Consider the following 26,053-nt stretch of genomic DNA (forward strand, 5'->3'; position numbering starts at 1 on the left):
CGACGTCGCCAGGGACACGCCATGACCATCAAGAGCAAACTCATAGCCAATGTACTGCTCACGGCGCTGATCGTGGTCGCGCTCTCGCTGGCCGGCTTTTTCTCCATACGCTTTCTGCGGGAAAAGCTTTCCTACCTGACCGAGCAGACCGCACCGTCCCAGGTGCGCGCCCTTGAACTGCAACGGGAGCTGCAGGCAAGCAGCGCCGCCCTGACCAAGCTTACCACCGCCCGCACCATGGCCGAGTTTTCCCTGTTCAGGACCGATGCCGAACGGGCCTTGGCACGGGTCGCCACCGTGCGCGCAGCTGCGTCCCTGAACAGTGACCCCGCCGACCGGGCGGACGAGCTGGGTGCCGTGGCCCGCGAGATTTTCTCAGCCGTTGAAAACCGTATTCGCAGTAACGATGCCGCAACAGCCGCCAATGAGAGCGTGTTGCACAGCATACGGATCGTCTCCTCCCGCCTGGACGAACTCGATTCCTCCATCCAGCGCCTCCAGGGGGGCTATGCCCATGCCTTTGCGGCAGCGCTTGAGAATACCGGCAGATTTTCCGACAGGCTGCGCAGTATCGAAGAGTTGCGCAACCTGGTGCGGGAACTGCAGCTCATCACCGTGACCGCCCAAGCCGTGCAGAACAGCTCGGCCCTCCTGATCGCCCGGGCCAAGCTGAACGCCGTAATCGGACGGATCGCCAAAAACAGCTACTATACGGCAACCCCCTCGGTTGCCGCCGCCATCAACGGTTTTACCGCCATGCTTGCCGACTACCTGCGCCTCCAGGCCGACGCCCTGCAGCAGCGTGACGAGAGGGCACGATCACGAGCCGCCACAACGGGCAAGGATCTCCCCTACAAGCTGAACGATCTGTTCCAGACCCTTGATCAGGAATCCATCCTGGCCCGGGAAGAACTGGCCTTTGCCGCCGCGCGGCAGGAGACCAGTTTCAGACAGTCCCGAGATGCCAACGATATACTCAAGGCTGATTCCGCGCTGGTCGAGCTGGGGCTTCTGGTGGCGGCCGCGACGAACCGGCTGTTTACCCGCGAGACCCCCGATGACCTGGACGAGCTGGCAACGGAAATCCGTGGCCAGTTTAGCGCGATCCAGGAACAGGTCCGTGCGGTGGAGCGCTCCCTGACCGCCATCAATGCCCACAGTGAGCTGCAGATGCTCCGGGCGGCGGCGGCATCGCTGGATATCATGCGGTCCCGGATCTACGCCGCCGACGGCATCCTCGCCACCCTGCAGCGGAAGGTACTGGCCAGCAGGCAGGCGGACAGCGCCGCTGACCGGCTGCACGCCATCATCGCCATCCAGACGGTCCGGGGGAGCGAGCAGGTCATCGCCGCCCGCCGTGATCAGGAACTGTCGATCATGGCGGTGAACGATGTCGTTACCCGGGGACTGTCGCAGATTGCCGGCATGGGGACGGTGGCGATCGGCATCGGTATTTTTTTCGGCTTCTGGATTTACCGGTCGGTGATACCGCCACTGGGCATGATACTGGCCTCGATCCGCTCCCAGCAGGCACAGGGACGGGAAAAAGCCGCGCTGGCTTCGGCCATTGCGGCCGGCGATCTCGACCGCGAGGTGGCGGTCAGCACCGCCCTCTCCCTTGAAACAGCGCGGACCAAGCCGGATGAAATGGGGATGGTGCTTGCGGCGGTGGTGGGCATGAGCGAATCCCAGGCACAGCTCGACCAGGCCCTGGCCGGCATGACCGTGTCGCTGCGCCTGAACCGGGATGCCGACGCACGCCGTACCCGCCTGCAGAACGGCCTGCACGAGCTGGACCGGATTCTGCGCGGCGGGGAACGGCTCGACGAACTGGCCGATCGGGCGCTGGCGTACCTGATCGGCTTTCTGCAGGCCGCCATCGGCATCGTGTACCGCTACGACAGCCGTTACGACCTGCTGCGTCCCCTGGCCACCTACGCCGTTGCCGACATCAGACGGCGGAGCGCGGTGCTCAGCTCCGGCGAGGGGCTGGCCGGCCAAGTGGCGCGGGACCGGAAACCGTTGCAGCTCTCTCCGGCACCGGCCGGCTACCTGTCGATCTCCTCGGCCCTCGGCTCCGGCGACCCGGTTCATATCCTCATCCTGCCGATTCTGCACAGCGACACCCTGACCGGCGTACTGGAACTGGGCAGCTTCAAACGTATCGACGAGGACGACCTGGCCTTCCTGCAGCAGGCTCTGGAGGCGATTGCCGTGACTTTCACCGTCGGCAGCTCCCGGGAGTTGGTCAGCGACCTGCTGGAGCAGGCCCAGACCGAACAGCTGCGAATCCAGGAAGAGAACGCGCCGCGACACGACCGGGAACCATCGGCGCGTCGGCCGGCAGAGCAGCGGGAGCCGACATGACCGACGACGAATTGACCAGCCTCGAAATACGCCTGCTGCTGGAAGGGGTGTATCAGGTCTACGGCTACGACTTCCGGGACTACGCCGAAGCGTCGTTGCACCGGCGGTTGGCCCAGTGGCTGCCGGGATCGGGCTTTGCCACCTTCTCCGAGGCCCAGTCGCAGATTTTGCGCAATCGCCCCCTGTTCGACAGTCTCTTGCGGGGAATCACGGTCAACGTTTCGGAAATGTTCCGCGATCCGATCTTTTTCAAGGCGGTGCGCACACAGGTGGTGCCGCATTTGAAGACCTACCCCTTTGTCAAAATCTGGCACGCCGGCTGCGCCTCGGGAGAAGAGGCCTACTCCATGGCCATCCTGCTGCAGGAGGAGGGACTGGCGGGGCGCTTCCGCATCTATGCCACCGATATCAACCAGGAGGTGATCCGCAGGGCCCAGGAGGGAATCTACCCGCTGCAGGAGATGCAACGTTTCACCCGTAACTACCAGCAGGGCGGCGGTAGCGCCTCGTTCGCCGACTATTATACCGCCCGCTACGACCATGCCATTTTGAACGGCTCGCTACGGGACTCCATCGTCTTCGCGGCCCACAATCTGGCTGCTGACGCGGACTTCGGCGACATGAACCTGATCCTCTGCCGCAACGTGATGATCTATTTCAGGCAGCGACTCAAGGAGCGGGTGCTGACCCTGTTCGACCGTTGCCTGCTGCCGGGCGGCTTCCTCTGCCTGGGAGCCAAGGAAACCCTGGACAACCGTTCCATCGCGGGACGCTACGAACTGCTGGCCCCCCGGGTGCAAATTTACAGGAAACGGTATGCGCAGAACTGACGACAGACTGTTCAGGCTGGTGGCGGTCGGGGTTTCCACCGGTGGCGTGGCGGCGTTGAAAAGCCTGCTGGGGGAGTTGCCCGACGACTTTCCGCTGCCGCTGCTGGTGGTGGCCCATATCTCCCCCGAAGCCGACGATGGCCTGGCGCTCCTGCTGGACGGCTGTTGCCCCCTGCGGGTCAAGGAGGCGGACGATCATGAAACCGCTCGTGCCGGCACCGTCTACCTGGCGCCGGCAAACTACCATCTGCTGGTGAGCCGGGACGGCGTGCTGTCTCTTTCCGTCGACCCGCCGGTACACTACGCCCGCCCCTCCGTGGACGTGCTCTTCGAATCGGCGGCGGCAGCCTGCGGTCCGGCACTGGTCGGCATCGTGCTGACCGGCGCCGGCTGCGACGGCAGCGCCGGCCTGCTGGCCATTCGGCAACGCGGTGGCCTTACCATCGTACAGGACCCCGCCGATGCGGAAATGGACGCCATGCCCCGCAGCGCGCTGCAGCTGCTTCAGCCCGATCATGTGCTCGCCCTGAAGGAGATTCCCGGCCTTTTGAGGCGACTTGCCCCGAGGAAACCATGAACATGACGCTGCCCGCATCACCTTCTGCCACCGTCGATGCCGTACCGATCCTGCTGGTTGACGACCGGCCGGAAAACCTGCTGTCGCTTTCGGAACTGCTCGCCGACCAGGTGTATGACCTGATCACCGCCGCCTCCGGCAACGAAGCGCTGCGCCTCACCCTCAAACGCGACGTCGCCCTGGTGCTGCTGGATGTGCAGATGCCGCAGATGGATGGATTTGAAACGGCCGAGCTGATGCGGGCCAACCCCAAGACCCGCCACATTCCGATCATCTTCGTCACCGCCGGCATGAAGGAGAGCCGGTTCCAGTTCAAGGGATACGACGCCGGGGCGGTGGACTACCTGGCCAAGCCGATCGAGCCGGTCTTCCTGCAAAGCAAGGTCCGCATTTTCGCCGAACTGTTCCGCCAGCGCCGCGAACTGGAGCGCCACCAGCTCCGGCTGCAGGAGCTGGTGGATGAGAAAACCGTGGAACTGCAGCGACGCAACGAAGAACTGCAGGCCACCGAAGAGATGTTGCGGGTGCAGATCGCCGACTACGAGCAATCCCAGCACCTTCTGCGTCAGGCCAAGGAGGAAGCCGAAGCCGCCAATCTCACCAAGAGCCGTTTCCTGGCCAATATGAGTCACGAAATCCGCACGCCGATGAACGGCGTGCTCGGCACCCTGCAGATACTGCTCGACTCCGGCCTGACGCCGGAACAGCGCGATCTGGTGGCCTGCGCCGTGAACTCGGGGCGCAACCTGGTGCAACTGCTCGACGACATTCTCGACATTTCCCGGATCGAGGCCGGCAGGATGGAGCTGACCCTCGCCGACTTCGAACTGCGGCCGATGGTGGAAAACGCCGTCAGCCTGCTCTCGCTGCACTCCTCCGCCAAAGGGCTGCGCCTGGTTTCGACCATCGATCCCGACGTACCGGCCGTTGTCAGAGGGGATGCGGGACGGCTGCGGCAGATTCTGATCAACCTGATGGGTAACGCCATCAAGTTCACGCCGCAGGGATCGGTCACCCTGCATATCCGTAAGGAGAGCGAGGACGAGCGGCAGGCCACCCTCGCCATCATGGTCTGCGACACCGGCATCGGCATACCGGCCGACAAGCTGAAGCTGATTTTCGATTCCTTTACCCAGGCCGACAACTCCACCACCCGTCTCTACGGCGGCACCGGGCTGGGATTGGCCATCTGCCGGCAGCTGGCGGAACTGATGGGGGGGAGCATCGGCGTGGAAAGCGCCGTGGGGACCGGTTCCACCTTCTGTCTCACCGTAACCCTGGAAAAGGGGCGTCCCCCGGCTGAGCCGGCAACCGCCGCACCACCACCGGAAACGGCCGACCCTCCTCCTGCGTCCTCATTCAGACTGCTCCTGGCGGAGGACGAACCCACCAATCAGAACGTCACCAAAGCGATCCTTGAACGATCGGGATACCGTGTGGATGTGGCCAACAACGGCAGCGAGGCGCTGCAGGCGCTGGCGGAACAAGAGTACGATCTGGTGCTGATGGACTGCATGATGCCGGTGATGAACGGGTACGAGGCCACCGCCGTGATCCGCGATCCGTCATCGGCGGTACGCAGCCACACCCTGCCGGTGATCGCTTTGACGGCCAATGCCATGAAGGAAGACCGGGAACACTGTCTTGCGGCGGGCATGGATGACTACCTGGCAAAGCCGATCGATTTCCCCAAGTTGCTGGCGTTGCTGGAACGGTGGCTGCGGCGCTGACCCCATGCCCTACGCACACAGCCTCTTCCTGCGTGGGTCGTCATCGGCGCATCGGCGCCCTGTGAAGCCAGGCTATGGGGCTGGCATGGCGGTGAAGTGGTTCAGAAGAGCGAGGAGGCGAAGTGGCAGGCGGCACGGTGTCCCGGCCCCTGGTCGGTCAAAAGCGGCGCTTCGACGCGGCAGCGCTCGGCAGCGTGGGGGCAGCGCGGATGGAACCGGCAGCCCGACGGCAGGGCGGTGGGGGACGGCGGATCGCCGCCGGGCGGCTCCGTGAGCGCTGCCTCCCGCTCCCGGCGGATGCGGGGGATGGCGGACAGGAGCAGACGGGTGTAGGGATGGCGGCTGCTGGTGAACAGCTCCGGCGTCGGAGCCACTTCCACCACTGCTCCCAGGTACATGACCGCGATCCGGTCGCTGACATGCCGCAGCACCCCCAGGTCATGGCTGATCATGGCCATGGTCAGACCGTGGCGGTGCTTCAGCTCCTGCAGCAGATTGATGATCTGGGCCTGAATGGAGATATCCAGCGAGGAGACCGGTTCGTCGGCCAGCAACAGCCGCGGCTGGGCAGCCAGGGCGCGGGCGATGCCGATCCGTTGACGCTGGCCGCCGGAAAATTCGTGGGGAAAACGATCGTACTGGTCGGCGGAGAGGCCCACCTGTGCCATCAGGGCCGTGGTCGCGTCGCGCAGCGCAGCTCGCGGGGCCAAGCCATGGATATGGATCGGCTCGGCAATGGCATCGCCGATCCGCAGGCGGGGATTGAGCGACGAGAAGGGGTCCTGAAACACCATCTGCACCGCGCGACGGAACTGCCGCTGTCCCTCCGGCCCCAGGTCGGCAAGGGCTACCCCTTCGAAGCTGACCGACCCGGCATCGGCGGCAAGCAGGCCGGCCATGATCCGGGCCAGGGTTGACTTGCCGCACCCCGACTCCCCGGCAATGCCCAGGGTCTCTCCCTCCTCAACCGTCAGGCTGACCCGGTCCACGGCGGTCAGCACCGCCTTCCTGCCAACGGCATCCTTCAGGACGTACCGCTTGGAAACATCCTCCGCCCGCAGCATCGAACGCTTCATCGGCGCCTCCAGCAGCGGACCCGGTGCGCCGGCCGCACTTCGCGGCTATCCGGCATGGTTTCCCCGCAGGGTTCGAATGCCTCGTCGCAACGGTCGCGGAACGGGCAGCCCGGCTCGTCGCCGGTTGCCGCCGGGGGATGTCCCGGAATGGTGGCCAGGGGCGCGCCGGCAACGGCGTTTTCCGGCAGCGAAGCCAAGAGCCCCCTGGTGTAGGGGTGCTGCGGACAGGCGAAGAGATCCCGGGTGTCGGCCGATTCCACAATCCGTCCGGCGTACATGACATGGACCCGGTCGGCCCGTTCCGCCACGATGCCCAGGTCATGGGTGATCAGCAGCAGGGCCAATCCCTTCTCCCGCCGCAAACGGTCGATCAGGGCCAGGATCTGTGCCTGGATGGTCACGTCCAGTGCCGTGGTCGGCTCATCGGCAATGAGCAGCTCCGGACCGCAGGCCAGGGCCATGGCGATCATCACCCGCTGGCGCATTCCCCCGGAAAGCTGGTGGGGATAGTCCCGCAGCCGCTGGTCCGGCGCCGCGATACCCACCTGCCGCAGCAGCTCCGTCGCCTGTGTCGTGGCCTCGGCGCGGGAAAGCCCGCGGTGCAGCAGCAGCGGCTCCAGCATCTGTTCGCCGATCCGCAGCACCGGGTTCAGGGAGGTCATCGGCTCCTGAAACACCATGGCGATCCGGTTTCCCCGCAGACGCCGCAGCTCCTCGCCCGACAGCTCCGTCAGCTCCCGTCCCCCGAAACGGATGGAGCCCGCGGCAATACGGCCGGGAGCGGGGACCAGTCCCAGGATCGAACGGGCGGTCATGCTCTTGCCCGACCCCGATTCTCCCACCAGGGCCACGGTCTCCCCCCGGTCGAGGGTGAGGGAGGCCCCGTTGACGGCGTAGACCGTCCCGCGGTGGGTGGGGATGACGGTGGTCAGGTTGTCGATTTCGAGGAGCGGCATGGGCGGTAGTGTACCCGTTCCTCCCCCCCGCTGTCAAACGCCGAAACGTGCGCCGATACAGTGCCGCCGGGGGCGAAAGTGTTTGACAGTAGTGGCACTTTATGGTTCTATCACGGGGTTTTCAGACTTGTGAAATCCATGCGCCTCCTCATTCTGTTCATAGCGGTTCTGCTGTCCGTGACCTTCCCTCCCGAGATGCCGGTTCTGCATGCGCAACCGCTTTCGGGTAACCTGATCCGGGTTGCGATCCTGAAAGGTGCGGACAGTGTCACCATCGACGGAACCGGTGTGCTGGCACTGCCGGACACCGGTGCGGCCATGGCGCTGGAACCGCCGTTCACGGTTCGCAGCAGCGGCAACCGCCTGCTGCTGAACGGACTGTCCTGTCGCACGATCCGTCTTTCAACGCCGGATCGGATCAAGATCAACGGCAAGTCCTACCGGGGCCTGGTTGAACTGGTTGCCCAGGGCAACGGCCTGCTGGTGATCAACGAACTGCCGCTGGAAGAGTACCTGGTGGGGGTGATCAACAGCGAAATCTCTTCCACCTGGCCGATGGAGGTCATCAAGGTCCAGGCGATCATCGCCCGCACTTATGCCGTGGCCAAGCGCCAGGAGCGCCGCACCGCCCTCTTTCACCTGGAGTCCACTGTGCTGGACCAGGCCTACGACGGCAGCGACCTTGAGGACAGCCGGGCGGCACGGGGGGTCCACGAGACGGAAGGCCAAGTGCTAACCTACCGCGGCACGGTGATCCAGGCGTTCTACCACGCCAACAGCGGCGGCAAGACCGAGGCGTCCCAGAACGTCTGGGGCATGTCGCTTCCCTATCTGCAAGGGGTCGACTGCCAGTACGGCGCCACCGGCAGCTCCAGCACCTGGGAGCTGTCCCTGCCCCTCAGCCGGATCGAGAACGCGCTGCGGGCCGCCGGCCAGAAGATCGGCCGGATTTCCGACATCAAGACCGGCCCCCGCAACAACCGTGACCGCCTGATCAACGTGCTGCTGGTCACCGACCGGGGAACCGTCAGCATGCCGGCAACGAGGTTCAGGATGGCGGTGGGCTCCACGGTGGTCAAGAGCACCAATTTCACGGTACGGGTCGACAACGGCACCGCCCTGTTCAACGGCCTGGGTTACGGCCACGGCGTCGGACTCTGCCAGTGGGGAGCCCGGCAGCGGGCCCTGGACGGTTTCTCCTACACCGAGATCCTGTCCTACTACTACCCCGGCACCAAACTGAGCATGCTGTCCGAGCTGCGCTTCAAGTAACGCATGCTGGTTAGCGATTTTCACTTTGATCTCCCCGACGACCTGATCGCCCGTTACCCCGCCCCCCACCGGGACGGCTCCCGCCTGATGGTGCTGTACCGCCGGGAAGAGCGAATCGAGGAGAGCCTCTTCGGCCGGATCGGCTGCTACCTTCGTCCGGGAGACCTGCTGGTGCTGAACGACACCCGGGTGATCCCGGCCCGGTTGCACGGCACCAAGGAGACCGGTGGACGGGTGGAGCTGCTGCTGGTACGGGCACAGGAAGGAAGCGAACCGTGCTGGCAGTGTATGCTGCGTTCCTCAAAACCCTGCCGGCCGGGGCAGATCGTCAGGCTGCCGGACGGGGTCACCGCCAAGGTCATCGAGCGCAGCGGCGAACAGGAGTGGCTGGTCCGCTTTGCCGGCTGCGACGACTTCGGCGCCTGGTTGCTGCGGGCCGGCGAACTGCCGATCCCCCCCTACCTGGGACGCGGCACTGAAGAGCTGGACCGGGAGCGTTACCAGACCGTCTACGCCGCCGAAGCCGGTGCCGTGGCCGCTCCCACGGCGGGGTTGCACTTTACGCCGCAGCTGCTGGACAGCCTGCGGTCACAGGGCATCGCCACCGCCACCGTCACCCTGCACGTGGGGCCGGGCACCTTCCAGCCGTTGCGGGTGGAGCAGGTGCGGGAACACCGCATGCACGGCGAACGGTTCCGTATTCCGGCCGCCACCGCAACGGCGGTTGCGGCAACCAGGGCGGCCGGCGGCCGGATCATTGCCGTGGGCACCACCGTTGCCCGCACCCTGGAACATGCCGCGGATGAGAACGGCCTGTTGCGGCCCGGCGAAGGGGAAACCGATATTTTCCTGTACCCCGGATGCCGTTTCAGGGCGGTGGATGCCCTGCTGACCAATTTCCACCTGCCGGAATCCACCCTGCTGATGCTGGTTTCGGCCTTTGCCGGACAGGATTTTGTACGGCGGGCCTATCGCACGGCAGTGGAAAAACGTTTCAGATTTTACAGTTATGGCGATGCCATGCTGATTCTTTAGGAGCGGCGGTGGCACAGCATTTTCACGTTCTCCATCAGGATGCAGGCTGCCGGGCGCGAACCGGCCTGCTGCGCACGCCCCACGGCGACATTCCCACCCCGATCTTCATGCCGGTGGGAACTGCTGCCACGGTGAAGGCGATGCGCCCGGAAAACCTGGTCGAAGCCGGTGCCCGGATCATCCTGGCCAACACCTATCACCTCTACCTGCGTCCCGGCCACCGGCTGGTGGAGCAGATGGGAGGGCTGCACCGTTTCATGGCCTGGGACCGGCCGATCCTGACCGACAGCGGCGGCTTCCAGGTCTTCAGCCTGGCCGAGTTGCGCACCATTACCGAAGAGGGGGTCAGCTTCCGCTCCCATATCGACGGTTCCCGGCATCTGCTGACCCCGGAACTGTCCATCGCCATCCAGCAGGCCCTGGGGGCGGACGTGATCATGTGCTTCGACGAATGCCCCCCGGCCGAGGCGGAACGGAGCTACGTGGAACGGTCCCTGGCGCTGACCACCCGCTGGGCCGCCCGCAGCAAAGCGGCGTTGAGTCGCCGGGATCAGCTCCTGTTCGGCATCGTCCAGGGAGGGCGTTTTCCGGAACTGCGCCGGCGCAGCCTTGAGGAGCTGCGGGAGATCGGCTTCGACGGTTATGCCTTGGGCGGCTTGTCCGTGGGTGAGGAAAAAGCGGTGATGCACGAGGTGATGGATGCCTGCAGCGACCTGCTGCCGACGGATCACCCCCGCTACATCATGGGAATCGGCACCCCGGAGGACCTGGTGGAGGCAGTCTGGCACGGCTACGACATGTTCGACTGCGTCATGCCGACCCGCAACGCCAGAAACGGCATGCTGTTCAGCAGCCAGGGGCGGATCAACATCAAGCGCAAGGAGTACGAGGCCGACCAGGGGCCCATCGATCCGGCCTGCGGCTGCTACGTCTGCCGCACTTACAGCCGGGCCTATCTGCGGCACTTGTTCAGAAGCGGAGAAATCCTGGCATCAATGCTGAACACGCACCATAATATCGCCTGGTACCTGAACCTGATGGAACGGATACGCGCAGCAATTGCCAGCAACAGCTTTGCAGCCTTTCGGCAAAGCTTTTATCATCAACAGACCCGTACGTCTGAACGTTCAAAGGAGGAGTAAACTTATGATGACCGCAGTCGCATTCGCAATGGGAGCCCCCGCCGGGGGTCAGGCCGCACAGGGCGGCGGCGCCGCCGCACTGATGAATTTCGTACCGCTGATCTTCATGTTCGCCATCTTCTACTTCCTGTTGATCCGCCCGCAGCAGAAGAAAGCCAAGGAGCACCGCGCCATGCTGGAGGCCCTGAAAATCGGCGACAGCGTCAAGACCGCCGGCGGTATCCACGGCAAGATCGCTGCCCTGGAAGACCAGGTGATCACCCTGGAAGTGGCAACCGGCGTCAAGATCAAGATCGACAAGCCGTTCGTCACCACGGTGGTGAAGTAAAGCAAACGGTTTCAGTTCAACGAAGAAGCTATGTAATAATCTGAACCGGTCTAACAGTTTTATCAGGTTGTTGAAAATCCAAGGTTGCTCAAAATAGTCAGATCGTCACACCCGCGGAAAATCCTGCGGCGGCGTAGCAGCGCTACGCCGCACAAAGGTGCTTTCGAGGACGGCGGCGAGATGGCTGTTTGTGAGCCAACCTCTTAAAAGGAGACGTACCGATGCCCAAAGGAGCCGGATGGCGCATCACCCTGATTATCGCATTCACCGTACTTTCCTGCATCTACCTGGTCCCCACCCTGCAGCCGAACCTGCCGTCGTGGTGGAAGGGGATCCTGCCCAAGGATAAGATCAGCCTTGGCCTCGACCTGCAGGGGGGTACCCACCTGGTCATGGAGGTGGACACCCAGAAGGCGGTCGAGGGGACTCTGGAACTGCTGGCCACCGACCTGGAGGACACCCTGTCCTCCAAAAACCTGCGCTTCAAGCGGGTCAGCCGTACCGGTCACGACCGGGTATCCGTGGTGCTCTACGAGCGGGAAACCGCCGGTCAGGCGCAGAAACTGCTCAAGGAAAAGTATCGTGATTACGACGTCAACACCTCCGTGGAAGAGGGAGGGATGGTGGGCGTCCAGATCAGGATGAACGAGCAGGAGATTCAGAACCGCAAAGACAAGGCCGTTGCCCAGGCCCTGGAAACCATCCGCAACCGGATCGATCAGTTCGGCGTTGCGGAACCGGTCATCGCCCGCCAGGGGACCAACCAGATCGTGGTGCAGCTCCCCGGCATCAAGGATCCCCAGCGGGCCATCGAACTGATCGGCCGTACCGCCCGTCTCGAATTCAAGATGGTGCTGGACGAGGTTTCCCCCACCGGTGGCGCCATCCCCGAAGACGCCGAGGTGCTGACCGAGAAGATCGTTGACCGCACCACCGGCACCGTCAGCGAAACTCCCATGGTGGTGAAGAAAAAGGCCCTGATCACCGGCGACCTGCTCACCGACGCCCAGGTTCGGATCGACTCCCAGTTCAACCAGCCCTACGTGGCCATCGAGTTCAACTCCCTGGGGGCCCGACTGTTCGACCAGGTCACCGCGGCCAACGTCAACAAGCGTTTCGCCATCGTGCTGGACAACACCATCTACTCCGCGCCGGTGATCCGGGAGCGGATCTCCGGCGGCAGCGCCCAGATCTCCGGCAATTTCACCGAGAAAACCGCCTCGGACCTGGCCATCGTGCTGCGGGCCGGCGCCCTGCCGGCGCCGGTGAAGGTGATCCAGAACGTCACCGTCGGCGCCTCCCTGGGCAAGGACTCCATCGAGAAGGGCCTCATGGCCGGCGCCATCGGCATCGTCCTGGTATTCATTTTCATGTCGGTCTACTACAAGCTTTGCGGCGTTGTGGCCAACCTCGGCATGGTGCTGAACGTCCTCTACCTGATGGGAGCCCTGGCCGCCCTGGGGGCCACCCTGACCCTGCCGGGCATCGCCGCCATCGTGCTCCTGGTCGGCATGTCGGTGGACTCCAACGTAATCATCTTCGAACGGATCCGCGAGGAGCTGCGTATCGGCAAATCACCGAAATCAGCGCTGGACGCCGGCTACGACAAGGCGTTCCTGACCATCATGGACTCCCACGTCACCGGCCTGATCACCGCCGCGGTGCTGTTCCAGTTCGGCACCGGCCCGGTGAAGGGTTTTGCCGTTTCCCTGTCGCTGGGTATCATCATCAACCTGTTCACGGCGCTGACGGCCAGCAAGACCATTTTTGACCTGTTCCTGCACAAGGGACGCGTCAAGAAGATGAGCATATAGGGGGAGCCAATGATCGAACTGCTCGGTAAAACCAACATCGACTTCATCGGGATGCGCAAGATCACCTTTGTCATCTCGATCATCATCACCGTTATCGGCATCCTGGGGGTCGTCTCCATGATCCGGGGCACCGCCAACATGGGGATCGACTTCACCGGCGGCACTTCCCTGCAGCTCAGGTTCGACAAGCCGGTAGAGATGGCCGCTGTCCGCAAGGCGCTGCACAGCGCCGGCATCGAAGCCGAACTGCAGGAGGTGAAGGAAGGGAATAAACTGCTGGTGAAACTGGCCCGCAAGAGCCAGGTAACCGTGGGCAAGGCGGCGGAAACCGTGCCGGCGGCCCTGCAGAAGGGGCTGCCCGGCACCTCGGTCACGGTGGAAAGCACCACCGAGATCGGCCCCGCGGTGGGCGACAAGCTGCGCAAGGACACCCTGATCGCCGTGGCCATCTCCATGCTGGGGATCATCGTCTACATCGCCTGGCGTTTCGACTTCAACTTCGGCGTCGGCGCCGTGGTGGCCACCCTGCATGACATCATGGCCATGTTCGCCGTGTTCTACCTGTTCGACAAAGAGATCAACCTGCTCTTCGTCACCGCCGTGCTGACCATCGCCGGTTACTCCCTCACCGACACCGTGGTCATTTTCGACCGGATCAGGGAAAACCTGCACAAGGACCTGAAAGGGGCACTGCATACCATCATCAACCGCAGCGTCAACGAGGTGCTGTCCCGCAGTATCGTCACCTCGATCACCACCTTTCTCTCCGCCTCCGCCCTGCTCTTCTTCGGCGGCGAGATGATCCACGACTTCGCCCTGGCGCTGGTGGTGGGAGTGGTGGTCGGCGCCTACTCGTCGGTCTTCGTTGCAAGCCCGGTTATCATGCTGCTCGCGGAGCGAACCGCAAACAAAGCCGGCTCCGCCGGCGCCGGCCCTGCACCGGCCAAAGCATAGGAGAGCATCGCAATGAACAAGGAAAATATCGTATTCGGTGTATCCGGCCTGATCATCGGTATCTTGCTGGGAATCCTGGCAGGCGGCAAGGTCACCGGCGGTTCCCCGGCAGGTCCGGCAGCGGTCCAGCAGGCCGCCGGCCCCGCGGGCAACCCGGCCCAGTTGAGCGCCCGCATCAGCGAGCTTGAAGCCATTGTCGCCAAGGATCCCAAGAACGTCCAGGCCTGGATCTCGCTGGGCAACGACTATTTTGACGCCCACAACCCCCAGAAGTCGGTCCAGGCCTACGCCAAAGCCCTTGAACTGGACCCCAACAACCCCAACGTGCTGACCGACCAGGGCGTCATGTTCCGGGCCCTGGGCTTCTTCGACCGGGCCCTGGCAAACTTCGAAAAGGCCAACACGATCAACCCCAAACACCTGCAGAGCCTCTTCAACCAGGGGATCGTCTACGCCGTCGACCTGAAGCAACCGGCAAAGGCCCGGACCGTCTGGGAAAAGCTGATCGCCCAGGAGCCGGGCAGCGACATGGCCCGGCAGGCAAAAGAGATGCTGAGCCAGCTTCCCGCCAAGTAGCCCTAGACAAGCCAATCCCCCGCCGCCGCGGGGGATTGCTGTTTTACGGTCATGAACAGACACTGGCGTCTTACCCCATACGATCCGGCCGCCGCCTCCCGGTTGACGCGGGAACTCGGTCTTTCACCGGTTATCGCCCGCATCCTGGCGTCACGGGGGTTTACCACCCCGGCGGCAGCCGACGGTTTTCTCTCCCCCACCCTGGCCGGCATGACCGATCCCGGCCGGATGGCCGGCATGGAGCAGGCCGTGGACCGCTTGCTGCTGGCCCGGGAACGGCAGGAACCGGTCTGTATCTACGGCGACTACGACGTGGACGGCATCAGCGCCACGGCCCTGCTGGTTAGTGCGCTGCCTGTCCTGGGTATCCGCGCCGACTACCACATCCCCCATCGCATGGAAGACGGCTACGGCCTGAGTCTCGACGCCCTGCGGCAGTTGGCCGACCAGGGATACCGTCTGATCATCAGTGTCGACTGTGGCATCACCGCCCTGGAAGAGGCCCGCTTCTGCCGCGTCCAGGGGCTCGACCTGATCATCACCGACCATCACCAGCCCCTGGAGGAGTTGCCCGACGCCGTTGCCGTGCTGAATCCGCAGCGCAGTGACTGTCCCTACCCCTTCAAAGGACTTGCCGGGGTGGGTGTGGCCTTCTGCCTGTTGGTGGCGCTCCGCTCCCGGCTCCGTGAACAGGGGCTGCTCGACGGCGGCGGCCCCGACCTGCGCCAATGGCTCGACTTGGTGGCCCTGGGCACCATAGCCGACATGGTACCGCTCACTGGCCAGAACCGGCTGCTGGTTTCGGCGGGGCTGCAACGGATGGGTAACGGTTGTCGCACCGGCCTCGCCGCCCTCAAGGCCGTTGCCACCGTCAAGGGGGCCGTTTCCTGCGGCCAGGTTGGATTTCGCCTGGCTCCCCGCCTCAATGCCGCCGGCCGCCTGGAAAGTGCCCTGCCCGGCGTGGAACTGCTGCTCACCGACGACCCGGCAAGGGCACAGCTCCTGGCACGGGAGCTTGACGCCGCCAACAGCGAACGCCAGCAGGTGGAACGCCGTATCTTCGAGGAAGCGGAGGCGCTGATGGCACTGCAGGGGTGGAACGAACAACACGCCAGCATCGTGCTTTCCTCCCCCCTCTGGCACCCCGGCGTGGTGGGTATCGTCGCCTCCCGCCTGACGGAACGCCACGCCCGCCCCGCCATCCTGCTGGCCCGGCGCGACGACGGCAGCGGTAAAGGCTCGGGACGGGGCATCGCCCGCTTCCATCTGTTGGAGGCGCTGCACGCCTGCGCGGCCCACCTCGAACGGTACGGCGGCCACCGGGCCGCTGCCGGCCTGACCGTCGCTCCCGGCGAACTGGATGCCTTTGCAACAACTTTTGAACGGGTGGCCGCGGCTCAGCTCGCCGCCACTGATCTTGCGCCAACGTTATCGCTCGATGCCGAGTTGACACCGGAGGAGCTGAATCTGTCGCTGGTCGGGGAGCTGGCGCGGCTTGCTCCCTTCGGCATCGGCAATGCCGAGCCGACCCTGCTGCTGCGGGGCATGCGGGTTCTGGAGGCCCGTACCGTCGGCGACGGACATCTGAAAATGCGCCTGGAAAAGGAGCGAACCATCTATCCTGCCATCGGCTGGCGGATGGCAGGCGGCCCGATCCCCCAGCGGGTCGATATTGCCTGTACCCCGGAACTGGATACCTGGGGAGGCGGCGAACGACTGCAACTGCGGTTAAAGGGTATTCGTCCGGAGGAGCTGCATGGAGCGTGACGGGCGTTTCAATCGTGCTGAGCGGATCATCCGCATCGGCTTCTGGATCAATGCCGGCCTGATGGTTATGAAGTTGGCCGCCGGCTACTGGGGGCACTCCGCCGCCGTCTTTGCCGACGGCATTGAAAGTGGCTGTGACTTCGTCGCCATCTTCGGCACGCTGTACGCCCTCAGACTGGGCCGCGAGCCCTTTGACGAGCGTCACCCCTACGGTCACGGCCGGGCCGAATCACTGGCTGCCATGCTGGTTGCCCTGCTGATCGTCCTCACCGGCCTCTGGATCCTGTGGGAGGCCGTTTCCGCCATTATCGGACAGCACCTGTCGCGCCCTGAACCGGTGGCCATCGGTGCAGCCCTTGCAACCATTGTCATCAAGGAATTGCTCTATCGCTACACCATCAGCGCCGGCATGTCCTTGCACAGCCCCGCACTGACGGCGGTGGCGGCGGACCATCGCAAGGATGCCCTGACCTCGGTGGCAACCCTGGTGGGGGTGAGCGGTGCGTCCCTGGGCTGGACGCTGCTCGACCCGCTGGCCGCCGCGCTCACCGCGTTCTTCATTCTGCATATCGGCTGGCAGACCTTCCGCAGCGCAGCCCACGACCTGATGGACGGCGCAGCCCCGGCCTCCTTCAATCAACGAGTGATCGAGCTGACCGAAAGCGTCGCGCAGGTCGAGCACGTCCATGAGATCAGGACCCGACGTTCGGGCCAATACTATATCATCGACCTCAAGCTGGACATGGACCCGACCATGACGGTCAAGGAGTCCCACGACGTCGCCACTGCGGTAAAGCGGCTCATTTTCGAGCAATTTCCCAACGTCGGCGACGTCATGATCCATATCAACCCCCATGACGAAGCACATGAGGACCTGATCAGGCTCTGAGCCCCTTTCTCTTCGCCTCCGTACCCCGTGGGTCACTCGCAATCGAGTTTTCCCCGACCACCCCCTGTCTGCCGCGCCGCTCCCCCTGCCATCATGGCTGCCGTTCTCCAGCGGTACCACGGCTCGTTTACACTCTTCGCCCCTGCACCCACCATCACAAAAAAATTTCCTTGACCTAAGTCAAAAAACGCATTATTTACTGGTCGGACAAAAAGGATTTATATGGTCCTATTTGTCGCATTACACCACTTTTGCAGGGTGAAAGGAGCAGGATGATGAAGCGGATCGGATTTCTGGCTGGTGTAGCGGGACTGGTGGCGGTGTGCGGGAGTCAGGTAGCGCAGGCGGCGGACGATTACAAGTCGTTCGGGATCAGGGTACGCGCAATCTATGTGAAGCCTGCGGAGTCGTTCGATTCGCGGTTGAGCGCCCTGAATCCGAAGCTGAGCGACGATATCATCCCGGAAGTGGACCTGGAGTATTTCGTCACGAAAAACTTCTCCGCTGAAATGATCGCCGGCGTCACGCGTCACGATGTCAAGCTGGGGTCTGACTATGCCGGTTCAACCTGGTTGCTCCCCCCCACCATCACGCTTAAGTACCATCCCCTTGCCGGTTCCGCCGTCAGCCCCTATGTCGGCTTCGGCTTCAACGTGATTTTTCCTTTCAGCTCCAAACTCAACGGCGTCGGCGATTTCCAGATCGACAACAGCGTCGGCTGGGCCGCCCAGGCCGGCACCGACATCAGAATCACCAACAACCTCTATTTCAACATCGACTACAAGTATCTGAACGCCGACACCAAGGCAACCATTGCCGGCACCAAGTACAACCTTGATCTGAACCCCCATCTCTTCGGCATCGGCGTGGGCTATCGTTTCTGACGCCTTCTCCGCGCAGCACCCCTTCCGTGGTGGAACAGAAAAAGGCGGGATATCCCGCCTTTTTCTGTTCCGCAGCAGCAAAGAGCCGACTGACCTATTCCAGAACAAACCGGCTGGTTGACTCCTTCAATTCACGGGAGGTCACCGTGAGTTGCTCAACCTCCTTCAGCACGTCCTTTTCCACCTCGCCGTTCTTCCGGGCCACATCGGCAACCATCTGGATATTGGTATTGATCTCCTGGATGGTGGCAGTCTGCTCTTCCGCGGCAGTGGCAATCTGACTGATCTGCATGGTCACGGCGCTGATCCGTTCAAGAATTCTCTCCAGGGCCTCGCCAGAACTGGCCGCCTCCCGCGTACCGATCTCAACCTCGCTGACGCCTGCCTCCATTGACTGCACCGCCTGCCGGGTCTCGGCCTGGATGGCCTTGATCATTTCACCTATCTCGCGCGTGGCCTTGGTGGTCCGCTCCGCCAGGGCGCGTACCTCGTCGGCCACCACCGCAAACCCCCGCCCCTGTTCGCCGGCCCGGGCCGCCTCGATGGCTGCGTTCAGGGCCAACAGGTTGGTCTGGTCGGCGATCTCCTCAATGGTGCCGACAATGGCACCGATCTGGTCGGAGCGGGCACCAAGACTCTCCACCGTACGCGCAGCCGTCTTGACCCGGTCGGCAATGGTCGCCATGACGCGAATGGTTTTCTCCACCACGACGGAGCCTTCATGGGCCATGCCATCGGCCTGACGGGCGCTGTCTTCGGCCAGGTGGCAGTTGTTGGCGATATCACCCGCCGTAGCCGCCATTTCCTCGTTGGCCGTGGCGATCTGCATGATCTGTCCCGCCTGATGCTCAGAGCCCTCGGACATTTTTTTCGACTCCGTGCGGAGGTGATCCACTACCGTAACAATGCTGTTCGATGATGCCGATATCCTGCCGATCAACTCCCGGAACGCCCGCACCATGTCGTTCATGCTGACGCTCAGGACACCGATTTCGTCCCGGCTGGCATAGGTAAACCTGATGCTCAGGTTGCCGTCCCTCACGTGGGCCACGTTGCGGGTAAGCTCTTCCAGGGGGCTGAAAATCCGCCGCGCCAGCAGATAGATGAAGGTCGTCAGCACCAGGGTGCCGAGCAGGCCGAAGGCGCCGAACAGGTACTGAAACCGCCTGATCCGCTCCATGGATCCGGCGAGCGGGATACGGATATCGATGGCCCCCAGCACTGCCCCTTCCGGGACGTTGTGGCAACCCAGGCAGTTTTTGCCCAGCACGTCTTTTCCGGCCTTGTAGGGAAAAATCCCCCTGATGCCGTCCGCCTCGCGAATGATCCGTGGTTCCCCCTTTTCCACCACCTCCCGCTCATGCTGATCCTGGGGATACTCCTCCGCAGCCCCCGCACCGTAATCGTTGTCCAGGTTGCGCGAGCGGATGAGCCGCAGGTCTGCCGTGCTTTTCATCTGGGTGACCAGGGTATCCTTGTTTTCTTGCATGGCGCCACTGGTCATCATGGTGGTGATGGAGATCAGCACCGTATCGCGCAGCTTGACCAGTGTTGATTTTTCGATTTCGGCGAACACCACCGAGCGGGCCGAATAACCGGCGACAATCACGGTCGCCACCACGCCGACGACAACGCACACCACAACCGGTACAATCATTTTCCAGCGCAATGACGCACTTTTCATGGTTATTTCTCCTGGAGCGTACAAGTGGGGCGCGGGAAAGACCCCTCGCGTATGACACTGCTTTCTAACACAGTTCTAGCAAGAGTCCACCAAAAAGACACCAATTGTCTGTTATGCAAGCAGAACAGCAAGCCGGCAACAGCGGTGCCATCCCAGCCCGCCTGCCAGAAAATGTCACGTAGTATCAGGCAGATGAGCGATACGCTCGCAGCCGCCAACCGGTCACCGACACACTGACCCCAAAAAACACCGCTGAAAAAGCAAAAACAATGCCATCCGCTATCGCCCAGCAGTCAGAGCATCGGCAAAAGCTGCGTCACCCTCACGACCACTGGTTGAGTGCCGTCACCACCGGCAGCATTGCCTGTGCCCCCCTGACCACTGCCGTCAAGGGCCGGGGGGCGGCCGTAACCCGGATACCGGTCAGGTTTTCCAGGTAGTCGGCCATGCCGGGCAGCAGTGCGCCGCCGCCGGTCACGACAATGCCGCTGTCAATCACCTCTGCCCCGATCCGTGCCGGCATGTCCCGCAGAAACCCGGATACCATGGCGTCGATGGATACCATGGCGGCGGAGACCGCCTCCCGGTAACGGGAGGGTACCGCGTCAAGCCGTTGATCCCGGAGCCGCACCCCCTGCATGCGTAACCGTATCTCAGCTCCCTCCACTCCGCATCCGCAGGTGGTCGCAACGGAGCGGCGCAGCGCGGCACAGCCGGTGCGCACGGCACAACTGGCGATCACCCGGCTGGAGCGCATCACAGCGCAGTCGGTCACGCCCTCACCGATATCGATCACCATCTGGCCATAGGGACAGGAAACGTCCATCTCGGCACCGATTGCCGCTGCCAGCGGCTCGGGAACCACCACAACCGACGCGGCACCGGCACGAACCAGCGTCGTGACCAGCCGCTCCCGCTCTGCTACGCTCACGTCGCTGGGAGCGCAGGCCAGCACGTGGGGCCGCACCACCCCGAAGGTTCGTGCACCGGCCAGCAGCGGTTCCAGCGCCGTCACCGCCTCACCGGCATTCACAATGACCCCGGCGTGCAGGGCGGAGCGGGAGGAGGACTCCAGCAGTCGGGACTCCTCCAGCGCCACGCGAATCCGGAACGTCCCCACATCGACGGCCACCTTGTGCCGGAAGGTGAATCGGTACTGCCCCGCTCCCATGTCCCTCCTCCTTCAGACGGGCGCCAGCAGCCCATCCCCTCGTCTACCCCGTCAGCGGTCAAAATCGCCGGCAGCCTCCGGCTGATACAGAATCTTCTTGATCTTAAGCCGCTTGGTACCGCCCGGCACCTTCCAACTCACCACATCCCCTACCCGGTAGCCGATCATAGCCATCCCCACCGGTGCCAGCACCGATATCCGGCCTTTTTCCAGATCCGCATCCGGCGGAAAGACCAGGGTATATTCCAGCTCCCCCTTGCTGTCCATATCCAGCAAGCGCACCGTGGAATTCATGGTGATCACGTCCGGCGGGATATCCCGGGGAGCCACCACTTCGGCCCGCAACAGCTCCTGGTCCAGCTCGTCAAGGTAGCGGTTGTCGCGGGAGGGCTGTTCCGCCATGACTTCGATCAGCTCCTGCAGACGCTGCAGGTCAAAGTCGGTGATGTAGATCTGGCGATTCTTGGCAACGGTCTCTTTTTTCATCGGTTTCCTCCTGGGTGGGCACGTTGCGGCGATGGTCCGAACATCCTCACCGGTATCGCGCCGCAGACTGCGGCCTAAAAAAAAGCCCCCCGGATGTTCCGGGGGGCTCCTGGTCGGTTCCTGGAAAATCCTACTTGTACTCGGGCATCTCGTCAAACTGCAGGTATTGGTAAATTTTTTCCTTGTTCGGCTCGATCTTCTCGTTGAACGCCGCAAGGTACTCCGCCGGGGTGGGTAGTTTGCCCATGACGGCGGCCACGGCCCCCAGTTCGGCGGAGCCGAGGAACACTTGGGCACCGTTGCCCATCCGGTCGTCGAAGTTTCGGGTGGAAGTGGAGAACACGTTCACCCCGTCCGGTACCCGTGCCTGGTTACCCATGCACAGCGAGCAGCCGGCGATCTCGATCCGGGCGCCGAAGGCGCTGTAGACGGAGAAGTAGGCCTCGTCCTTCAGCTTGTCCTGGTCCATCCGGGTCGGGGGGCAGATCCAGGTGCGGACGGCCGGGTTGAACTTCTGGCCTTTCCAGATTTCGGCGGCAGCGCGGAAGTGACCGATGTTGGTCATGCAGGAGCCGAGGAACACGTCCTGGATGGAGGTGCCGGCCACGTCGGACAAGAGCTTCACGTCGTCCGGATCGTTGGGGCAGGCCAGGATCGGCTCGGTGATCTCGGACAGGTCGATCTCGATCACGGCAGCGTACTCGGCGTTCTTGTCAGCTTCCAGCAATTGCGGGTTCTTCAGCCACTCGTTCACGGCGTCGATCCGGTTCTGCAGGGTCTGGGGGTCCTGGTAGCCGTCGGCGATCATCTTCTTCATCAGGGCCACGTTGGAACGCAGGTAGGTGGCCACCGACTCCTTGGAGAGCTGGATGCAACCGGCAGCAGCGGAACGCTCGGCAGCGGCGTCGGTCAGCTCGAACGCCTGCTCCACGGTCAGGTCGGGCAGACCTTCCATCTCCAGGATGCGGCCGTTGAAGATATTGACCTTGTTCTTCTTGGGCACGGTCAACAGGCCCTGTTTGATGGCCCAGTAGGGAATGGCGTTCACGGCGTCCCGCAGGGTGATACCGGGGTTGAATTTCCCCTTAAAGCGCACCAGCACCGACTCCGGCATATCCAAGGGCATGAAGCCCATGGCACCGGCAAAGGCCACCAGGCCGGAACCGGCCGGGAAGGAGATGCCGATGGGGAAGCGGGTGTGGGAGTCGCCGCCGGTACCGACCGTGTCCGGCAAGAGCAGACGGTTCAGCCAGGAGTGGATAACGCCGTCGCCCGGCTTCAGGGCCACGCCGCCCCGCTCGGCGATGAACTGGGGCAGGCTCTTGTGCATCTTCACGTCCGCCGGCTTCGGATAGGCGGCAGTGTGGCAGAAGGACTGCATGAACATCGGCGACAGGAACTTGAGGCAGGCCAGCTCCTTCAGTTCGTCGGCGGTCATGGGGCCGGTGGTGTCCTGGGAGCCAACCGTGGTCATCTTCGGATCGCAGGCGGTACCCGGCAGCACACCGGCAACGCCGCAGGCCTTGCCCACCATCTTCTGGGCCAGGGAGTAGCCCTGATCCGCCTTGGGAACCGGGTTCACCGGCAGGGTGAAGACATCGGTGTCGCCCAACCCCAGGGCCTTGCGGGCCTTGACCGTCACGGCACGGCCGATGATCAGCGGAATCCGGCCACCGGCGCGGAACTCGTCGGCAATGGTATTGGGAGACAGCTTGAAGGTGGAAATCACCTCGCCGGCGGCGTTGGTGATCTCGCCCTTGGCGGTGTTGATGGTGATCACGTCCCCGTCGTTCATCTTGGTCACGTCGGCCTTGATCGGCAGTGCGCCGGAATCCTGGGCCGTGTTGAAGAAGATCGGGGCGATGACGCCGCCGATGATCACGCCGGCGGTCTTCTTGTTGGGCACGCAGGGGATATCCTGGCCCATGTGCCACAGCACGCTGTTGCAGGCCGACTTCCGGGAAGAACCGGTACCGACCACGTCGCCCACAAAGGCGACCTGGTTGCCGGCGGCACGCCAGTCGGCGATATCCTTCAGCCGGTTGGGGAAGCGGGTCTTGCCCATGGCCAGGGCATGCAGCGGGATGTCGGGACGGCTCCAGGCATCACCGGCCGGGGAGAAGTCGTCGGTGTTGATCTCCCCTTCCACCTTGAACACCTTCACCGTGATGGTCTCGGGCACGCCGGGGCGCTTGGTGAACCACTCGGCATCGGCCCAAGACTGCAGCACCTTCTTGGCAGCGGCGTTGGAACCGGACAGGGCCACCACCTGATCGAACCCGTCGTAGACCAGGGTCAGGCCGGACAGGGCGCAGGCAGCCTCGTCGGCCAGCTCGGCGTCCTTCAGGGCCTCAACCAGCGGTGACACGTTGTAGCCGCCGATCATGGTGCCCAGGATGCGGACCGCATCCACCTTGGAAACCAGCGGCGACTTCTTGCTGCCATTGACGATACCGGCCAGGAACTCGGCCTTCACCTTGGCGGCCGGGTCAACGCCGGGGGAGACCCGTTCCTTCAGCAGGTTGAGCAGGAACGCTTCCTTGCCTGCCGGGGGGGCTTCCAGCAGCGCGCACAGTTCGGCGGTCTGCTCGGGGGACAGCGGCAGCGCCGGGATTCCCTGGGCGGCACGTTCGGCTTCGTGGGCCAGATATGCTTCGATCATGGTATAAATTCCTCCTTCTGTGATAGGTACTTAGACGTACTTTTAGAGTATGGGAAAAGAGCATACTGTATACAATTTATACCAAAGGTTGTCAACGATTCAGCAGCGGGCTTGCGGCGGCTCCGTCAGGCCCGCTTGCGTCACCCCGGTTTTGCTGGCAGACTGTGCTGCACCTGACCAAGCCTGCGGGGGAATTGATGAAAACCTTTCTGCTGCCGCACCTGATCTGCCCGGCCTGCCTGCCCCGGGAGGAACCGTTGCAGCCGGAAATCCACCGGGAGCGGGACAACGATATCGAATCCGGCACCCTGCACTGTTACCGCTGTAAAAAGCGCTTTCCGATCAAGGAGGGCATCGCCTGCCTGCTGCCGGACCCGGACAGCGGCAACTCCGCCGGTCAGCGGCGCTACGAAGAAGCGGGGATGACCGGCCGCTACCTCTGGAGCCACTACGGCGACCTGCTGGGGGAAAAGACCAGGGAGGAAGGATGTCCCGGCTGGGCTGAACTGGCGGCCCCAGGCGGCAGGGCCGCCCTGGAGGCGGGCTGTGCAGTGGGACGGCTGACCTTCGAGCTGGCCAACCGCTTCGGGATCAGCGTGGGCTGCGACCTGTCCCGGGAATTCATCACCGCTGCCCGCCGACTGGCCCGGGAACGTCAGATCACCTTCACCCTGCCGCTGGAGGGGCGGCTGACCCAGCGTTTCGACCTGACATTGCCGCCGGACTGGCGCAGCGACACCGTGGAATTCATCGTGGCCGACGCCCTGCGGCTTCCCTTTGCCGCCACGAGCTTCGTCCAGGTGGCCTCCCTGAACCTGCTGGACCGGGTGGCCTATCCGCTTGCCCACCTCTACGACATGAACCGGGTGGCCGATGACCGGCAAAGCTGCTTTCTCTTTGCCGACCCCTTTTCCTGGTCAACCGACACCGCGCCGGAGGAACGCTGGCTGGGGGGCACTGCGGACGGCCCCTACCCCGGCCGGGGGCTGGACAATGTCCGTGCCCTGCTGGAGGGAAAGGGCAAGGTACTGACTCCCCCCTGGAGCATCGACCGTTCCGGTACGGTTGCCTGGCGGATGCGCACCCACTGCAATCACTTCGAGGTCATCACCAGCCACTACCTGCTGGCAACCCGCTGACCCGCCCCTCCTATTTTTTGCTTGCCTGCCAACGCCAATAGTATATATTTTAAATATATACTTTTCGGGGGTAGCCATGAAAACCGCTAAAATATTTCAAAACGGCCAAAGCCAGGCAGTCAGGCTTCCCAAAGAGTTCCGTTTCGACGACAACGAGGTTTTTATCAAAAAAACCGGCAATGTCGTGCAATTGATTCCACGCACTGACTCATGGAACTCACTGTTCTCCAGTCTGACGAAATTTTCCCCTGACTTTATGACGGAACGTGTACAACCCGATCCGGACAAGCGGGAGGAGTTCTGATGAAACTGCTGCTCGACACCAACATCTGCATTTATATCATCAAGCAGCAGCCGGCTTCCGTTTTGAAGCGTTTTCTGGAGTATCAGGTTGGGGATATCGGCATCTCTTCCATTACGCTCTCGGAATTACGGTACGGAGTTGCCAAAAGCACACAGTACGAGAAAAATGCCACGGCGCTTGATGAATTTGTGACGCCACTCGAGGTAGTCCCATTTGATGAACAGACAGCGTACGTCTATGGAAACATCCGGGCTGCTTTGGAGAAGGCAGGAAGTTCAATGGATATGCTTATTGCCGCTCATGCGTTATCGTTACAGCTCCCCTTGGTTACCAACAATGCTCGTGAATTTACGCGCATTCCCCAGCTGACTGTTCTTAATTGGATGGAATGAGTCTTTCTATGACAGTGC

At 63.1% G+C, this 26,053-nt stretch carries 23 protein-coding genes; 17 read left to right on the top strand and 6 right to left on the bottom strand.

All coding sequences use genetic code 11. The features are described 5' to 3' along the window. The first annotated feature begins 21 nt into the window (after positions 1 to 21). Genes RAK07_RS08770 through RAK07_RS08785 form a run of 4 tightly spaced genes read left to right on the top strand, consistent with a single transcriptional unit; the run spans position 22 to position 5,504 of the window. Positions 22 to 2,367, top strand: coding sequence for a GAF domain-containing protein (locus RAK07_RS08770; RefSeq protein WP_305732457.1), 2,346 nt, complete (start codon positions 22 to 24; stop codon positions 2,365 to 2,367). Then, a complete protein-coding gene (locus tag RAK07_RS08775) occupies positions 2,364 to 3,197 on the top strand; it encodes a CheR family methyltransferase (RefSeq protein ID WP_305732458.1) in 834 nt (277 codons plus the stop codon). Before RAK07_RS08770 ends, RAK07_RS08775 begins: the two co-directional genes overlap by 4 nt. Then, the gene (locus tag RAK07_RS08780; RefSeq protein WP_305732459.1) at positions 3,184 to 3,774 is read left to right on the top strand and encodes a chemotaxis protein CheB; all 591 of its coding nucleotides are present in this window, start codon (positions 3,184 to 3,186) and stop codon (positions 3,772 to 3,774) included. Before RAK07_RS08775 ends, RAK07_RS08780 begins: the two co-directional genes overlap by 14 nt. Next, on the top strand, positions 3,771 to 5,504 hold the full coding sequence (locus tag RAK07_RS08785; protein WP_305732460.1) for a hybrid sensor histidine kinase/response regulator: 1,734 nt from the start codon (positions 3,771 to 3,773) through the stop codon (positions 5,502 to 5,504). Before RAK07_RS08780 ends, RAK07_RS08785 begins: the two co-directional genes overlap by 4 nt. Before the next feature lie 101 nt (positions 5,505 to 5,605). On the opposite strand, the gene RAK07_RS08790 is transcribed toward RAK07_RS08785, so the two are convergent. After that, a complete protein-coding gene (locus RAK07_RS08790) occupies positions 5,606 to 6,580 on the bottom strand; it encodes an ABC transporter ATP-binding protein (protein WP_305732461.1) in 975 nt (324 codons plus the stop codon). Further along, a complete protein-coding gene (locus RAK07_RS08795; protein WP_305732462.1) occupies positions 6,577 to 7,536 on the bottom strand; it encodes an ABC transporter ATP-binding protein in 960 nt (319 codons plus the stop codon). The genes RAK07_RS08790 and RAK07_RS08795 overlap by 4 nt, the downstream gene beginning before the upstream one ends. A 138-nt stretch (positions 7,537 to 7,674) precedes the next feature. Here RAK07_RS08795 and RAK07_RS08800 point away from each other — a divergent pair, with 138 nt between their 5' ends. The 10 genes from RAK07_RS08800 (at position 7,675) to RAK07_RS08845 (ending at position 18,197) form a co-directional block, all read left to right on the top strand. Continuing rightward, the gene (locus tag RAK07_RS08800; RefSeq protein WP_305732463.1) at positions 7,675 to 8,808 is read left to right on the top strand and encodes a SpoIID/LytB domain-containing protein; all 1,134 of its coding nucleotides are present in this window, start codon (positions 7,675 to 7,677) and stop codon (positions 8,806 to 8,808) included. 3 nt (positions 8,809 to 8,811) lie between these two features. Further along, positions 8,812 to 9,843 carry a tRNA preQ1(34) S-adenosylmethionine ribosyltransferase-isomerase QueA gene (gene queA / locus RAK07_RS08805; RefSeq protein WP_305732464.1) on the top strand — a complete coding sequence of 344 codons (1,032 nt, stop codon included), beginning with the start codon at positions 8,812 to 8,814 and terminating at the stop codon, positions 9,841 to 9,843. 8 nt (positions 9,844 to 9,851) lie between these two features. Continuing rightward, the gene (gene tgt, locus RAK07_RS08810) at positions 9,852 to 10,985 is read left to right on the top strand and encodes a tRNA guanosine(34) transglycosylase Tgt (protein ID WP_305732465.1); all 1,134 of its coding nucleotides are present in this window, start codon (positions 9,852 to 9,854) and stop codon (positions 10,983 to 10,985) included. A 7-nt stretch (positions 10,986 to 10,992) separates the two neighbouring features. Then, positions 10,993 to 11,313: a preprotein translocase subunit YajC gene (gene yajC, locus RAK07_RS08815; protein ID WP_305733498.1), complete on the top strand. Its 321-nt coding sequence runs from the start codon at positions 10,993 to 10,995 to the stop codon at positions 11,311 to 11,313. Positions 11,314 to 11,534: 221 nt separating this feature from the next. Then, positions 11,535 to 13,127, top strand: coding sequence for a protein translocase subunit SecD (gene secD, locus RAK07_RS08820; protein WP_305732466.1), 1,593 nt, complete (start codon positions 11,535 to 11,537; stop codon positions 13,125 to 13,127). Between the two features lie 12 nt (positions 13,128 to 13,139). Next, the gene (gene secF, locus RAK07_RS08825) at positions 13,140 to 14,081 is read left to right on the top strand and encodes a protein translocase subunit SecF (RefSeq protein ID WP_305733499.1); all 942 of its coding nucleotides are present in this window, start codon (positions 13,140 to 13,142) and stop codon (positions 14,079 to 14,081) included. A gap of 12 nt (positions 14,082 to 14,093) precedes the next feature. Beyond that, positions 14,094 to 14,657, top strand: a complete 564-nt coding sequence (locus RAK07_RS08830) for a tetratricopeptide repeat protein (protein WP_305732467.1) — start codon at positions 14,094 to 14,096, stop codon at positions 14,655 to 14,657. A 51-nt stretch (positions 14,658 to 14,708) separates the two neighbouring features. Beyond that, positions 14,709 to 16,424, top strand: a complete 1,716-nt coding sequence (gene recJ / locus RAK07_RS08835) for a single-stranded-DNA-specific exonuclease RecJ (RefSeq protein ID WP_305732468.1) — start codon at positions 14,709 to 14,711, stop codon at positions 16,422 to 16,424. Further along, positions 16,414 to 17,313: a cation diffusion facilitator family transporter gene (locus RAK07_RS08840; protein WP_305732469.1), complete on the top strand. Its 900-nt coding sequence runs from the start codon at positions 16,414 to 16,416 to the stop codon at positions 17,311 to 17,313. Before recJ ends, RAK07_RS08840 begins: the two co-directional genes overlap by 11 nt. Positions 17,314 to 17,588: 275 nt before the next feature. Next, positions 17,589 to 18,197 carry an OmpW/AlkL family protein gene (locus RAK07_RS08845; protein ID WP_305732470.1) on the top strand — a complete coding sequence of 203 codons (609 nt, stop codon included), beginning with the start codon at positions 17,589 to 17,591 and terminating at the stop codon, positions 18,195 to 18,197. A 94-nt stretch (positions 18,198 to 18,291) separates the two neighbouring features. Here the strand turns inward: RAK07_RS08845 and RAK07_RS08850 are convergent, their stop codons facing one another. From RAK07_RS08850 to acnB, 4 genes are all read right to left on the bottom strand, one after another. Continuing rightward, a complete protein-coding gene (locus tag RAK07_RS08850; protein WP_305732471.1) occupies positions 18,292 to 19,881 on the bottom strand; it encodes a methyl-accepting chemotaxis protein in 1,590 nt (529 codons plus the stop codon). A 322-nt stretch (positions 19,882 to 20,203) separates the two neighbouring features. After that, positions 20,204 to 21,052 (bottom strand): rod shape-determining protein, encoded by an 849-nt coding sequence (locus RAK07_RS08855; RefSeq protein WP_305732472.1) that lies wholly within the window; start codon positions 21,050 to 21,052, stop codon positions 20,204 to 20,206. Positions 21,053 to 21,103: 51 nt separating this feature from the next. Next, complete coding sequence (gene rnk, locus RAK07_RS08860) at positions 21,104 to 21,538, bottom strand: nucleoside diphosphate kinase regulator (protein WP_305732473.1); 435 nt, start codon at positions 21,536 to 21,538, stop codon at positions 21,104 to 21,106. A 130-nt stretch (positions 21,539 to 21,668) separates the two neighbouring features. Beyond that, a complete protein-coding gene (gene acnB, locus RAK07_RS08865) occupies positions 21,669 to 24,200 on the bottom strand; it encodes a bifunctional aconitate hydratase 2/2-methylisocitrate dehydratase (RefSeq protein WP_305732474.1) in 2,532 nt (843 codons plus the stop codon). A gap of 197 nt (positions 24,201 to 24,397) precedes the next feature. On the opposite strand from acnB, the gene RAK07_RS08870 reads away from it, so the two are divergent. The 3 genes from RAK07_RS08870 (at position 24,398) to vapC (ending at position 26,035) form a co-directional block, all read left to right on the top strand. Beyond that, positions 24,398 to 25,339: a class I SAM-dependent methyltransferase gene (locus tag RAK07_RS08870; RefSeq protein ID WP_305732475.1), complete on the top strand. Its 942-nt coding sequence runs from the start codon at positions 24,398 to 24,400 to the stop codon at positions 25,337 to 25,339. A gap of 76 nt (positions 25,340 to 25,415) precedes the next feature. Further along, the gene (gene vapB, locus RAK07_RS08875; RefSeq protein WP_305732476.1) at positions 25,416 to 25,643 is read left to right on the top strand and encodes a type II toxin-antitoxin system antitoxin VapB; all 228 of its coding nucleotides are present in this window, start codon (positions 25,416 to 25,418) and stop codon (positions 25,641 to 25,643) included. Next, positions 25,643 to 26,035 carry a type II toxin-antitoxin system tRNA(fMet)-specific endonuclease VapC gene (vapC, locus tag RAK07_RS08880; RefSeq protein ID WP_305732477.1) on the top strand — a complete coding sequence of 131 codons (393 nt, stop codon included), beginning with the start codon at positions 25,643 to 25,645 and terminating at the stop codon, positions 26,033 to 26,035. The genes vapB and vapC overlap by 1 nt, the downstream gene beginning before the upstream one ends. Positions 26,036 to 26,053 lie beyond the last annotated feature (18 nt).

This window comes from Trichlorobacter ammonificans (genome assembly GCF_933509905.1).
Lineage (GTDB): Bacteria > Desulfobacterota > Desulfuromonadia > Geobacterales > Pseudopelobacteraceae > Trichlorobacter > Trichlorobacter ammonificans.